The following is a 13,494-nucleotide window of genomic DNA, read 5'->3' as shown; positions in this document are numbered from 1 at the left end:
CCCATGTCCATTTCATCTCCCCTGCTGCGCCTGTTGCTGATCAGTCTGTTCAGTGTGTTGCTGGCGCCTTTGGCCAACGCCGAGGCGGCCAAACGCCTGCGCATCGGCATTACGCTGCACCCTTATTACAGCTACGTCACCAACATCGTCGGCGACAAGGCCGAGGTGGTGCCGTTGATCCCGGCCGGTTTCAACCCACACGCCTACGAGCCGCGCGCCGAAGACATCAAGCGCATCGGCACCCTCGACGTGATCGTGCTCAACGGCGTCGGTCATGACGATTTCGCCGACCGCATGATCGCCACCAGCGAGCGCCCGGACATCCCGGTGATCGAGGCCAACGCCAACGTGCCGCTGCTGGCCGCCACCGGCAATGCCGCGCGCGGCGCAGGCAAGGTGGTCAACCCGCACACCTTCCTGTCGATCAGCGCCTCGATTGCCCAGGTCAACAACATCGCCCGCGAGCTGGGCAAACTCGACCCGGACAACGCCAAGACCTACACCCAGAACGCCCGTGTGTACGGCAAGCGCCTGCGCCAGATGCGCGCCGACGCGCTGGCCAAGCTGACCAGCGCGCCCAACCCCGACCTGCGCGTGGCCACCGTGCATGCGGCCTACGACTACCTGCTGCGTGAGTTCGGCCTGGAAGTCACGGCGGTGGTCGAGCCTGCCCACGGCATCGAGCCCAGCCCTAGCCAGTTGAAGAAGACCATCGACGAACTGCGTGCCCTGGACGTGAAGGTGATCTTTTCGGAGATGGATTTCCCGTCCACCTACGTCGAGACCATCCAGCGCGAATCCGGCGTGAAGCTGTACCCGCTATCGCATATCTCCTACGGCGAATACACCCCTGAGAAGTACGAAGTGGAAATGACCGGCAACCTCAACACCGTGGTGCGGGCGATTCAGGAGTCCGGGGCATGACGGCGGCGGAACAGCTGAAGGTGGCCAGCATTGGTCCGACAATCGAGTTCGACACGGTGTCGCTGACCCTGGGCCGCACCACCATTCTTGACGGCGTGAGGTTCCAGGTAGAGCCAGGCAGCATCCATGCATTGGTGGGCCCCAATGGCGGCGGTAAAAGCTCGCTGATCAAGACCCTGTTGGGGCAAATGCCGCACCAGGGCCACTTGCGCCTGCACTGGCAGGCCACGCCCGGCACCATCGGCTATGTACCGCAAGCGCTGGAGTTCGACCGTGGCTTGCCGATGACCGTCGACGACTTCATGGCCGCCATGTGTCAACGGCGCCCGGCGTTTCTCGGCCTGTCCAGGCACTACGCCGGGGCAATCGGCGAGGCGCTCGAACGGGTGGGCATGCAGGACAAACGTAAACGCCGCATGGGCGCGTTATCGGGCGGTGAGCGTCAGCGCGTATTGCTGGCCCAGGGCCTGATTCCGGCTCCGCACCTGCTGGTGCTGGATGAACCGATGTCGGCGCTCGATGAAGCCGGCATCCAGGTCTTTGAACGCCTGCTGAATGACTGGCGCCTGGCCGGGATCACCGTGCTGTGGATCGAGCACGACCTTGAAGCTGTGGGCCGCCTGGCCGACCGCGTCACTGGCCTCAACCGTCGTGTGCTGTTCGACGCCACGCCTAAAGAAGCGCTTACCCCGGACCGCCTGCTGACCCTGTTCTCCACTCACCCCCGGAGCCCGGCACCATGAGTTATGAAGCGTTTCGTCTGATGGTCCAGAGCTGGGCCTCTTCCGGCTATCTGCCGGAAGCGCTGGCCTATGGGTTTGTGGTCAATGCCTTGCTCGCCGGTTTGCTGATCGGCCCGGTACTGGGCGGCCTGGGCACGCTGGTGGTGGTCAAGCGCTTCGCGTTTTTCTCCGAAGCGGTCGGGCATGCCGCGCTGACCGGCGTGGCCGTGGGCATTCTGTTAGGTGAACCCTATACCGGGCCGTATGGTGCGCTGTTCGGCTACTGCCTGCTGTTCGGCATCCTGCTCAATTACCTGCGCAACCGCACCGGCCTGGCGCCGGACACCTTGATCGGCGTGTTCCTCTCCGTGTCGCTGGCGTTGGGCGCGAGCCTGTTGCTGATTCTGGCGGGCAAGATCAACGTGCACATTCTGGAAAACGTGCTGTTTGGTTCGGTGCTGACGGTCAACGGCAATGATTTGCTGGTGCTGGCCGTGGTCGGCTCGCTGGTGATGGCGCTGGCGTTGCCGCTGTACAACCGCATCATGCTCGCCAGTTTCAACCCGCAACTGGCCGCCGTGCGCGGTGTGGCGGTAAAGACCCTGGACTACCTGTTCGTGATTCTGGTGACGCTGATCACCGTGGCGGCGGTCAAGGTCATCGGCGCGATCCTGGTGGGCGCCCTGCTGGTGATTCCAGCCGCGGCGGCGCGCCTGCTGAGCCAGTCGCTCAAAGGTTTTTTCTGGGTGTCGGTAGTGATCGCCACCGTCAGCACGCTGTGCGGCATCCTGCTGCCGATCATCTTCGACCTGCCTATTCCGTCCGGCGCCGCGATCATTCTGGTTGCCGGTATCGCTTTCGCCTTCGCCGCCATCGCGCGCGGCACTGTGCCCAGCCTCAAAGGGAATCTTGGATAATGCGCCCTTGTTTTCGCCCACTGGCCTTGGCCATCGCTTGTTTGGTCAGCACTTCGGCGCTGGCCGCCGTCGATGGTTTTAATCCCAACGACTTCAAAGTCAACCAAGGTCTCGGCCATGCCGCGCTGACTAAAGCAAAGAAGTCGGTCAAAGTCGTGGCCTCGTTGCCCATCACTTACGGCTTGGCCGAGGTACTGCTAAAAGGCACCGACGTGAAGCTTGAACGCGCCGCCCCTGCCAACCTGCCAGGTTCTCGGCAGGTGTCCTACTTCACCGGCCGTGGCGCGCAGACACTGAATACCCTCGCGTCGGACGCCGACGCCGCCATCGGCCTGCGCTCGTTGTGGCCGGATGACCCGCTGTATCCGGTGGCGCGGCGCAGCAATATCCGCATCGTCGAAATCGACGCTGCGCGCCCGGTGGACGGCGGCCTGCCGGGCATTGCCGTGCAACCAGGCAGCACCGACGGGCTGAACAGCCAGCCCTGGCAGTCAAGCAACAATATGGGGCGCATGGCCGATGTGATGGCCGCCGACCTGAGCCGGCTGGCGCCGAATGCCAAACCGACGATTGATGCCAACCTCGCCGCCCTCAAGCAGCGCCTGCTCAAACTCAACGCCGACAGCGAAGCGCGCCTGGCGCAGGCCGATAACCTGAGCGTGGTCAGCCTGAGCGATCACTTTGCGTACCTGGTCAGCAGTCTGAACCTGGAAGTGGTCAGCACCGATGCACGGCCGGACGCCGACTGGACGCCCGAAGCGCTGCAGGGGTTAACCGCCCGCTTGAAGGACAGCGACGTGGCCGTGGTGCTGCACCATCGTCAACCGAGCGAAGCGGTGAAAGCAGCAGTGACGGCATCCGGTGCGCAGCTATTGGTGTTGAACGTCGACGGTGCGGACCCGGTGGCGGAGTTGGAAGGCAACGTGGATCAGGTGATCAAGACACTGATGCCATAGGCGAGCGATTCTTCAAGTCGATCTCGGTTCAAGTGTGGGAGCTGGCTTGCCTGCGATAGCATCAATGTTATTTGCCTGATGTACCGAGGCGCCCGCATCGCAGGCAAGCCAGCTCCCCCATTAAGCTCGCGGTGCATCCGCTGACTGTCGGCCAGCCCAGCACCCGAATGTCACACCACATCCACGCCTACGTGAATCGCATCATGGCGCCAGAACTCCAGGTCGCAGTCGATCAACCGCTGGTGCTGGTCATAGTTGACCCGGGCAATGCGCAAGCCCGGGCTGCCCACCGACACGCGCAACGCGGCGGCGGCCTCCACCGGCAGTGACGTCGGCACGATTTCAAAGCGCACACGGCCATAGTGCAGGTCGTACTTGCGCGCATACAGCTCGGTCATCGACTGATTCAGATCACACCCCAGAATCCCCGGAAAGTACTGCGGGTTCAGGTAGTGCTCCACATACAACACCAGGCGCCCATCAATCCGTCGGCCTCGGCAGATCTGGATCACACTCGACAGCGCCGGCAACTGCAACCACGCGCACACTGCTGCCGACGCCGGTTGCAGCCGCGCAGAAATCACTTCGGTGGACGCCACCCGGCCCTGATCCCCAACCATCGCGTGAAAGTGGCTGCGTTGCATCAGGTTGTAGGCCAGCCGCGGCGGCGAAACGAACCAGCCACGGCGCTCCTCACGGTAAATCTGGCCTTGGGCTTCCAGCTGTAACAAGGCTTCCCGCACGGTAATGCGAGTGGTACCGAACAACTCGCTGAGCTTGCGCTCGGCGGGCAATTTACTCGCGGGCGGCAACAGGCCGTGGTCGATCTGCTCTTGCAGCGCCAGGCCGATGGATGTCACCGCCTTGATTGCCTCATCACGCATCAACGTTACCTATCTGGACTAGACCAGCACCGTTCAGGTGCACAAACCGCTCCGTAAATGGGCTTTTGCTACTGCGTGCCAGCCTAGGCATTACAGATGACCGACAGATGACAGTCGCTGTCCACGCCCTGCACCACACCCTGCAATACATCGGCCAAGTCCAGGGCCTGCGGGCACTTGGGCATGGTCTACGCTAAGCCTGCACTGCGCGACAAAAGCGATTAAAAAACGACATCGACATGAAACTGTCATGCACCGAGCCTAGATTGGCTCAGGTATTGCTCTGACCTAGACCAACACCACCGCAAACGTTCATAAAAACGCCGCGTTGAAAACGCCCAAAGGAGCTTCGGATGAAAAAGCTTTTCCTGGCATCACTGTTAGGCTCGACCATTGCCATGTGCACCGCCGCCATGGCTGCTGATACCGATCTAAGGACTCTGGAAGCCGCCGCGAAAGCCGAAGGCGCCGTCAACAGCGTCGGCATGCCCGATGACTGGGCTAACTGGAAAGGCACCTGGGAAGACCTGGCCAAGACCTACGGCCTCAAGCACATCGACACCGACATGAGCTCGGCCCAGGAAATCGCCAAATTCGCCGCCGAGAAAGACAACGCCAGCGCCGATATCGGTGACGTCGGCGCCGCCTTCGGCCCGATCGCGGTGAAACAGGGCGTGGCCCAACCGTACAAGCCGAGCACCTGGGCGCAAGTGCCGGACTGGGCAAAAGATAAAGATGGCAACTGGGCCCTGGCCTACACCGGCACCATCGCCTTTATCGTCAATAAAAAGCTGCTGCACGGCTCCGAAGCCCCAACAAGCTGGGCTGACTTGAAAACCGGCAAATACAAAGTTTCCATCGGTGACGTGAGCACCGCCGCCCAGGCCGCCAACGGCGTGCTCGCGGCAGCCTTGGCCAACGGTGGCGACGAGAAGAACATCCAGCCTGCGCTGCTGATGTTCGCCGACATCGCCAAGCAAGGCCGCCTGTCGCTGGCCAACCCGACCATCGCCACCATGGAAAAAGGCGAAGTCGAAGTGGGCGTGGTCTGGGACTTCAACGGCCTGAGCTACAAAGCCAAGATGGCCAACCCGGATGACTACGTGGTGCTGATCCCATCGGACGGCTCGGTGATTTCCGGCTACACCACCATCATCAACAAATACGCCAAGCACCCGAACGCCGCCAAGCTGACCCGTGAGTACATCTTCAGCGACGCCGGCCAGACCAACCTGGCGCGCGGCAACGCCCGTCCGATCCGTGCCGAGCACTTGACCTTGCCGGCTGACGTGCAGGCCAAGCTGCTGCCGAACGAGCAATACAAGAAAGTCACGCCGATCAAGGATGCCGACGCTTGGGAGAAGACCTCCAAGGCACTGCCGCAAAAATGGCAGGAAGAAGTCATCATCAATATGCAGTAAGGCTTCAAACCACATTGGCTCTCCACTGGAGATCCAATGTGGAAGCGGGCTTGTGTGGGAGCGGGCTTGCTCGCGAAAGCGGTGGTTCAGAGAAAGAAGTGTTGCCTGACACACCGCTTTCGCGAGCAAGCCCGCTCCCACATGTTTGATCCCGTTCAGCCAGGGAAATTGAGTCGAACCTACCGTCGCGGAGCCCCAGCCCCTATGAAGCACAACGTCATCCTTGTGGTGCTCGACGGCCTGAACTACGAGGTTGCCCGACATGCCATGGGGCATCTCCAGGCCTATATCGGCGCAGGACGCGCAGCGCTTTACAAACTGGACTGTGAACTGCCGGCCCTGTCCCGGCCATTGTATGAATGCATCCTCACCGGCGTGCCACCCATCGACAGCGGCATCGTCCACAACAATGTCTCGCGCCTGTCCAACCAGCGCAGCATTTTCCATTACGCCACCGACGCCGGCCTCACCACAGCGGCGGCGGCTTACCACTGGGTCAGCGAGTTGTATAATCGCACGCCCTTTATTGCCGCGCGTGATCGCCATACCGACGACAAGGCGCTGGCGATCCAGCACGGGCATTTCTACTGGAATGACCACTACCCGGATTCGCACCTGTTCGCCGACGCCGAAAGCCTGCGCCGCAAACACGCGCCGAATTTCCTCGTGGTGCACCCGATGAACATCGATGACGCCGGCCACAAGCACGGCCTCGATACCTCGCAATACCGCAACAGCGCACGCTCGGCCGACATCATCCTCGCCGATTACCTGCAAGGCTGGCTCGACGCCGGCTACCAGGTGCTGGTGACCGCCGACCACGGCATGAACAACGATCGCTCGCACAATGGCCTGCTGCCCGAGGAGCGTGAAGTGCCCCTGTTTGTGCTGGGCTCGGCCTTCAACTTCGACCCGTCTGCCCGACCCAAGCAAACCGAACTGTGTGGCACTGTCTGCGAACTGCTCGGGGTGCCCCACGACAAACCTGTATGCCGGGAGCTGTTGAAGTGAATTCCCTAACCCGTGGCAAATGGCTGGCGATCCTCTGCCTGGTGCCCTTTGCGCTGTTCTTTATCGTGTTTGAAATCGCCCCGCTGGTGTGGGTACTGATCAACAGCCTGCAATCGGACGAGTTCGGCTGGGGCGTGGCCAACTTCATCAAGATCTTCAGTTCGAAGTTCTACCTGCAAGCCATCCAGTACAGCCTGGAGATCAGCTTCTACTCCAGCGTGTTCGGCATCATCATCTCGGTGCTCGGCAGCTATTCGTTGCGCCGCGTCGATGGGCCGTTGCGCAATTTCGTCACCGCCTTCGCCAACATGACCAGCAACTTTGCCGGCGTGCCGCTGGCCTTCGCCTTCATCATCCTGCTGGGCTTCAACGGCAGCATCACGATCATGCTCAAGCAGGCCGGAATCATTCAGGACTTCAACCTGTATTCCAAAACCGGCCTGATCATTCTGTACACCTACTTCCAGATTCCATTGGGCGTGCTGCTGCTCTACCCGGCCTTCGATGCGTTGCGTGAAGACTGGCGTGAATCGGCCTCGCTGCTGGGCGCCAGCGGCTGGCAGTTCTGGCGGCACATCGGCTTGCCGGTGCTCACCCCGGCGCTGCTCGGCACTTTCGTGATTCTGCTGGCCAATGCTCTGGGCGCCTATGCCACGGTGTACGCGCTGACCACCGGCAACTTCAACGTGTTGCCGATCCGCATCGCGGCGATGGTCTCCGGTGATATTTCCCTGGACCCGAACATGGCCAGTGCCCTGGCGGTGGTGCTGGTGGCGCTGATGACCGTGGTCACCGTGGTTCATCAACTGCTGCTCAAGAGGAGCTACCATGTCTCGCGCTGAAGCCGGCTCGGCCTCCCTCTACCATCGCGTAGTGGTGTACCTGTTGTTTGCGATTTTGGTGTTGCCGCTGGTGGGCACCTTTGTCTACTCCATTGCCAGCAGTTGGTCAGCGACGATCCTGCCCGCAGGCTTCACGGTGAAATGGTATGTGCAGCTGTGGAGCGACCCACGCTTTCTGGCCGCCTTTGGCCAGTCGCTGCTGGTGTGCGTGGGTGCGCTGATCCTGTCAGTGGTGCTGATTCTGCCGCTGCTGTTCGTGGTGCATTACCACTTCCCCCGGCTCGACGCGCTGATGAACATCCTCATCCTGCTGCCCTTCGCGGTGCCGCCGGTGGTGTCGTCGGTGGGCCTGCTGCAACTCTACGGTTCCGGGCCGCTGGCGATGGTGGGCACGCCGTGGATTCTGATCGGCTGCTACTTCACCGTGGCCCTGCCGTTCATGTACCGCGCGATCACCAACAACCTGCAAGCGATCAACCTGCGCGACTTGATGGACGCCTCGCAATTGCTCGGCGCGAGCACCTGGCAGGCGGCAATCCTGGTGGTGCTGCCAAACCTGCGCAAGGGCCTGATGGTAGCGCTGCTGCTGTCGTTTTCGTTCCTGTTCGGTGAGTTCGTGTTCGCCAACATCCTGGTGGGCACCCGCTACGAAACCCTGCAGGTGTACCTCAACAACATGCGCAACAGCAGCGGCCACTTCACCAGTGCCGTCGTCATTTCCTATTTCTTCTTTGTGCTGGTGCTGACCTGGGCCGCCAATATCTTGAACAAGGACAAAAGCCAATGAGCTTCGTCAGCGTCCAACACCTGCAAAAAGGCTACGCCGGCACCCCGGTGTTCAGTGACATCAATTGCGAGATCGCCAAGGGCGAATTCGTCACCCTGCTCGGCCCGTCCGGTTGCGGCAAGTCGACCTTGCTGCGTTGCATCGCCGGTCTCACGTCAGTGGACAGTGGCAAAATTCTGTTGGATGGCCAGGACATCGTTCCCCTCAGCCCGCAGAAACGCCACATCGGCATGGTGTTCCAGAGCTACGCGCTGTTCCCCAACATGACCGTGGAGCAGAACGTTGCCTTCGGCCTGCGCATGCAAAAGGTCAACGCCGACGACAGCCATAAGCGCGTGCAGGAAGTGCTGCAACTGGTGGAGCTCAAAGAGCTCGCCGGCCGCTACCCGCATCAGATGTCCGGTGGCCAGTGCCAGCGCGTGGCCCTCGCCCGCTCGCTGGTGACCCGCCCACGCCTGTTGCTGCTCGATGAGCCGCTGTCGGCGCTGGACGCGCGGATCCGCAAGCACCTGCGCGAACAGATCCGCCAGATCCAGCGCGAATTGGGGCTGACCACGATTTTCGTCACCCATGACCAGGAAGAAGCCCTGACCATGTCCGACCGCATCTTCCTGATGAACCAGGGCAAGATTGTGCAAAGCGGTGATGCCGAGACGCTCTACACCGCGCCAGTGGATGTGTTCGCCGCCGGTTTCATCGGCAACTACAACCTGCTCGACGCCGACAAGGCCAGCCAATTGCTGCAACGCCCGATCAGTGGGCGCATTGCGATTCGCCCGGAGGCCATCGAACTGAGCCGCAGCGGCGAACTCGACGCACTGGTGCGCAGCCACAGCCTGCTGGGTAACGTGATTCGCTACCGCATCGAGGCACGCGGCGTGGAATTGGTGGTGGATGTGCTCAACCGTTCCGCCGAGGACCTGCACCCGGATGGCCAGCGCCTGGCACTTTCCATCGACCCCAGTGCGTTGTGTGAAGTAGCCTGACGCCACGATTTATTTCAGAGAGCATGACGGATGGCATTGGTAATTTTTGATTTGGACGACACCTTGATCCACGGCGACTGCGCCACCCTGTGGAGCGAGCAGATGGGCCGCCTGGGCTGGGTCGACCCTGAGTCATTCATGCGCAAGAACAACGAATTGATGGACGCCTACGGCCAGGGCAAGCTGCGCATGGAAGCGTTCATGGACTTCAGCCTGGAACCCATGATCGGCCGCACGCCGGAAGAGATCGAGCACCTGGTAGAGCCGTGGGTCGAGGACGTCATCGAGCCGCTGATCTACAGTGACGCCACCAAGACCATCGCTCGCCACCGCGCGAACGGCGACCGGATTCTGGTGATTTCCGCGTCGGGCACCCACTTGGTCAAACCGATTGCGGCACGTATTGGTATTGATGAAGTGCTGGGCATCGACCTGGATGTCAGCCATGGCGTGTACAGCGGCCATACCGTGGGTGTACTGACGTACCGTGAAGGCAAGATCACGCGGTTGCTGGAATGGCTGGAGCAAGAAAGCGAGACGCTCGACGGCGCGTATTTCTACTCGGACTCACGCAATGATTTGCCACTGCTGCTGAAAGTGGATCACCCGCAGGTGGTGAACCCGGACCCGGTGTTGCGTGAGCATGCGCAAAAGGCCGGCTGGCCGATTCATCACTGGGTGTGACACTGCGCTCCTTGAATTGAAATCCAATCCACTGTGGGAGCGGGCTTGCTCGCGAAAGCGGTTTGTCAGTGAAGAATGTTTCATCTGACACTCCGCCTTCGCGAGCAAGCCCGCTCCCACACTTTGATCTCATTTCAGCCGGAGACGGGTGTCAGACCAAACTCTCGTCAATCACCAACACCAATTTCCCGGAAATCTGGTTGCTCGCCAACTCGGCAAACGCCGCCTCGGCATCCTTGATCGGGAAGGTCTTGGCCAGTTGCGGGCTCAAGCGTCCCTCGGCAAACAGGGGCCATACATGCTGGCTCAAATCACTGAACAGGTCTGCCTTGAACTGATCGCTGCGGCTGCGCAGGGTCGAGCCGAGCAGCTGAATGCGCTTGCCCAGCACCTGCGCCAGGTCGAGCTGCGCGTCGCGCCCGCCCATCAAGCCGATCAATACCCAACGGCCGTCCAGGGCCAGCAGCTTGAGGTCCAGCGCGGCGTAGTTGCCACCCACCGGGTCGAGGATCACATCGAACGGCCCGAAATCGCTTAGCCCTTCAATGCCGTCATTACGTACCACGCCGCCCTGGGCACCGAGTGCCTCGCAGTACGCCAGGCGCTGCGCCGAGCCGACGCTGACCCAGCACGGGCTGCCAAACGCCTTGCACAGCTGGATCGCCGCCGAGCCCACGCCACTGGCGCCGGCATGCAGCAAGACTTTTTCACCGGGCTTGAGGCCCGCCAGCTGGAACAGATTCAGCCACGCCGTGCTGTACACCTCGGGCAGAGCCGCTGCTTCGGTCAGCGACAAACCTTCCGGCACAGGCAGTACATGGCGCGCATCCACCACCACTTCTTCGGCCATGCCGCCACCGGCGAGCAATGCGCAAACGCGGTCACCGACCTGCCAGGACGACCCCGGCCCGACCTCACTGATAACCCCGGCGCACTCAAGACCCAGCACGTGGCTGGCGCCAGGCGGCGGCGGATAGAGCCCGGCGCGCTGTAATAAATCGGCGCGATTAAGGCCCGCAGCCGCCACACGAACGCGAACTTGGCCTACATCGCAGGTAGGGCTGGGTTCTGTCAGCCACTCCACATGACCTTCAACGCCTTGCAATGCTTTCACAGTGCCTCCATAGTGAGTCTGGACTGAGCCCGTAGCTGTAGCGCCGGGCTTTTTGCATTATGCGACCGGATCATATGGAACCGGCTCCCTCAAAGACGGCCTAATATGCGTTATCAATTGCCCCCGCGTCGAATCAGCATGAAGCATCTGTTCCCCAGCACCGCCCTCGCTTTTTTCATTGGTCTCGGCTTCGCGTCGATGTCGACCAATACGTTCGCAGCCAACAGCTGGGACAACCTTCAGCCTGATCGCGATGAGGTGATTGCAAGCCTTAACGTCGTCGAGTTGCTCAAGCGCCATCACTACAGCAAGCCGCCGCTGGACGACGCGCGCTCGGTGATCATCTACGACAGCTACCTCAAGCTGCTGGACCCGTCGCGCAGCTACTTCCTGGCCAGCGATATCGCTGAGTTCGATAAGTGGAAGACCCAGTTCGACGACTTCCTCAAAAGCGGCGACCTGCAGCCCGGCTTCACCATCTACAAGCGTTACCTGGACCGCGTCAAAGCGCGTCTGGACTTCGCCCTGGGTGAGCTGGACAAAGGCGTCGACAAGCTTGACTTCACCCAGAAGGAAACCCTTCTGGTGGATCGCAAGGACGCGCCTTGGCTGACCAGCAGCGCCGCCCTTGACGACCTGTGGCGCAAACGCGTCAAGGACGAAGTGCTGCGCTTGAAGATCGCCGGCAAAGAGCCCAAGGCCATTCAAGAGCTGTTGACCAAGCGCTACAAGAATCAGCTGGCACGTCTGGACCAGACCCGTGCCGAAGATATCTTCCAGGCCTACATCAACACCTTCGCGATGTCCTACGACCCGCATACCAATTATCTGTCGCCAGATAACGCGGAAAACTTTGATATCAACATGAGTCTGTCGCTGGAGGGCATCGGTGCCGTCCTGCAAAGCGACAATGACCAGGTCAAGATCGTGCGTCTGGTGCCGGCAGGTCCGGCAGACAAGACCAAGCAGGTCGCCCCGGCCGACAAGATCATCGGCGTGGCCCAGGCCGACAAAGAGATGGTCGACGTGGTCGGCTGGCGTCTGGACGAAGTGGTCAAGCTGATCCGCGGGCCAAAAGGCAGCGTGGTGCGTCTGGAAGTGATTCCGCACACCAATGCACCGAACGACCAGACCAGCAAGATCGTTTCCATCACCCGTGAAGCGGTGAAGCTTGAAGACCAGGCCGTGCAGAAGCAGATCCTGAACCTCAAGCAGGATGGCAAGGATTACAAGCTGGGCGTGATTGTGATCCCGGCCTTCTACCTGGACTTCAAAGCGTTCCGTGCCGGTGATCCGGACTACAAGTCCACCACCCGCGACGTGAAGAAAATCCTGACCGAACTGCAGAAGGACAAAGTCGACGGCGTAGTGATCGATCTGCGCAACAACGGCGGCGGTTCCCTGCAGGAAGCCACCGAGCTGACCAGCCTGTTTATCGACAAAGGCCCGACCGTGTTGGTACGCAACGCTGACGGCCGTGTCGATGTGCTTGAGGACGAGAACCCGGGTGCCTTCTACAAAGGGCCGATGGCGTTGCTGGTCAACCGCCTCTCGGCTTCGGCCTCGGAAATTTTCGCCGGCGCGATGCAGGACTACCACCGTGCGCTGATCGTCGGCGGCCAGACCTTCGGTAAAGGCACCGTGCAGACCATTCAGCCGCTTAACCATGGCGAGCTGAAACTGACACTGGCCAAGTTCTACCGGGTTTCCGGGCAGAGCACCCAGCATCAGGGCGTGCTGCCGGATGTCGACTTCCCGTCGATCATCGACACCAAGGAAATCGGCGAGAGCGCCCTGCCTGAAGCCATGCCGTGGGACACCATCCGCCCTGCGATCAAGCCGGCGTCGGACCCGTTCAAACCGTTCCTGACGCAGTTGAAGGCTGACCATGACGCGCGCTCCGCCAAGGATGCCGAGTTTGTGTTCATCCGCGACAAACTGGCCCTGGCCAAGAAGCTGATGGAAGAGAAAACCGTCAGCCTCAACGAAGCCGATCGCCGTGCGCAGCACACCAGCATCGAAAATCAGCAACTGGTACTGGAAAACGCCCGCCGCAAGGCCAAAGGCGAAGACCCGCTCAAGGAACTGAAGAAAGAAGATGAAGATGCGCTGCCGACCGAGCCGGAAAAAACCAAGCCGGAAGACGACGCCTACCTGTCTGAAACAGGCCGGATCCTGCTCGACTACCTGAAAATCAGCAAACAGGTGGCCAAGCAGTAAATGATGGCAATTTAATGTGATCGCTC

The 13,494-nt window shown here is 61.0% G+C and carries 13 protein-coding genes; 11 read left to right on the top strand and 2 right to left on the bottom strand.

What is annotated here, in order from left to right:
* The first annotated feature begins 3 nt into the window (after positions 1 to 3).
* From AACW30_RS12580 to AACW30_RS12565, 4 genes are read left to right on the top strand one after another with little or no spacing between them, the layout of a single operon-like run.
* A complete protein-coding gene (locus AACW30_RS12580) occupies positions 4 to 924 on the top strand; it encodes a metal ABC transporter substrate-binding protein (protein ID WP_179677923.1) in 921 nt (306 codons plus the stop codon).
* Positions 921 to 1,667, top strand: coding sequence for a metal ABC transporter ATP-binding protein (locus tag AACW30_RS12575; RefSeq protein WP_200625102.1), 747 nt, complete (start codon positions 921 to 923; stop codon positions 1,665 to 1,667). The genes AACW30_RS12580 and AACW30_RS12575 overlap by 4 nt, the downstream gene beginning before the upstream one ends.
* Entirely contained in the window at positions 1,664 to 2,563 is a 900-nt protein-coding gene (locus AACW30_RS12570) for a metal ABC transporter permease (protein WP_179677925.1), read from the top strand. Before AACW30_RS12575 ends, AACW30_RS12570 begins: the two co-directional genes overlap by 4 nt.
* Positions 2,563 to 3,519 carry a metal ABC transporter substrate-binding protein gene (locus tag AACW30_RS12565; protein ID WP_106580573.1) on the top strand — a complete coding sequence of 319 codons (957 nt, stop codon included), beginning with the start codon at positions 2,563 to 2,565 and terminating at the stop codon, positions 3,517 to 3,519. The genes AACW30_RS12570 and AACW30_RS12565 overlap by 1 nt, the downstream gene beginning before the upstream one ends.
* Positions 3,520 to 3,689: 170 nt before the next feature.
* Here the strand turns inward: AACW30_RS12565 and AACW30_RS12560 are convergent, their stop codons facing one another.
* On the bottom strand, positions 3,690 to 4,403 hold the full coding sequence (locus AACW30_RS12560) for a UTRA domain-containing protein (RefSeq protein WP_106580572.1): 714 nt from the start codon (positions 4,401 to 4,403) through the stop codon (positions 3,690 to 3,692).
* Between the two features lie 353 nt (positions 4,404 to 4,756).
* On the opposite strand from AACW30_RS12560, the gene AACW30_RS12555 reads away from it, so the two are divergent.
* From AACW30_RS12555 to AACW30_RS12530, 6 genes are all read left to right on the top strand, one after another.
* Positions 4,757 to 5,824 carry an ABC transporter substrate-binding protein gene (locus AACW30_RS12555; RefSeq protein ID WP_200625101.1) on the top strand — a complete coding sequence of 356 codons (1,068 nt, stop codon included), beginning with the start codon at positions 4,757 to 4,759 and terminating at the stop codon, positions 5,822 to 5,824.
* A gap of 204 nt (positions 5,825 to 6,028) precedes the next feature.
* On the top strand, positions 6,029 to 6,835 hold the full coding sequence (locus AACW30_RS12550) for an alkaline phosphatase family protein (protein ID WP_106580570.1): 807 nt from the start codon (positions 6,029 to 6,031) through the stop codon (positions 6,833 to 6,835).
* Positions 6,814 to 7,677 carry an ABC transporter permease gene (locus AACW30_RS12545; RefSeq protein ID WP_442793537.1) on the top strand — a complete coding sequence of 288 codons (864 nt, stop codon included), beginning with the start codon at positions 6,814 to 6,816 and terminating at the stop codon, positions 7,675 to 7,677. The genes AACW30_RS12550 and AACW30_RS12545 overlap by 22 nt, the downstream gene beginning before the upstream one ends.
* Positions 7,664 to 8,464, top strand: a complete 801-nt coding sequence (locus AACW30_RS12540) for an ABC transporter permease (protein WP_106580568.1) — start codon at positions 7,664 to 7,666, stop codon at positions 8,462 to 8,464. Before AACW30_RS12545 ends, AACW30_RS12540 begins: the two co-directional genes overlap by 14 nt.
* Complete coding sequence (locus tag AACW30_RS12535) at positions 8,461 to 9,450, top strand: ABC transporter ATP-binding protein (RefSeq protein WP_200625099.1); 990 nt, start codon at positions 8,461 to 8,463, stop codon at positions 9,448 to 9,450. Before AACW30_RS12540 ends, AACW30_RS12535 begins: the two co-directional genes overlap by 4 nt.
* Before the next feature lie 30 nt (positions 9,451 to 9,480).
* Positions 9,481 to 10,134 carry an HAD family hydrolase gene (locus AACW30_RS12530; RefSeq protein ID WP_179607099.1) on the top strand — a complete coding sequence of 218 codons (654 nt, stop codon included), beginning with the start codon at positions 9,481 to 9,483 and terminating at the stop codon, positions 10,132 to 10,134.
* Positions 10,135 to 10,285: 151 nt separating this feature from the next.
* On the opposite strand, the gene AACW30_RS12525 is transcribed toward AACW30_RS12530, so the two are convergent.
* Positions 10,286 to 11,248, bottom strand: a complete 963-nt coding sequence (locus AACW30_RS12525; RefSeq protein ID WP_200625098.1) for a zinc-binding dehydrogenase — start codon at positions 11,246 to 11,248, stop codon at positions 10,286 to 10,288.
* Between the two features lie 138 nt (positions 11,249 to 11,386).
* On the opposite strand from AACW30_RS12525, the gene AACW30_RS12520 reads away from it, so the two are divergent.
* On the top strand, positions 11,387 to 13,468 hold the full coding sequence (locus tag AACW30_RS12520; protein WP_234452694.1) for a carboxy terminal-processing peptidase: 2,082 nt from the start codon (positions 11,387 to 11,389) through the stop codon (positions 13,466 to 13,468).
* Positions 13,469 to 13,494 lie beyond the last annotated feature (26 nt).

Source organism: Pseudomonas sp. MF6747, assembly GCF_963890955.1.
Taxonomy (GTDB): Bacteria; Pseudomonadota; Gammaproteobacteria; order Pseudomonadales; family Pseudomonadaceae; genus Aquipseudomonas.
This window is presented reverse-complemented; position numbering and strand designations above follow the sequence as displayed.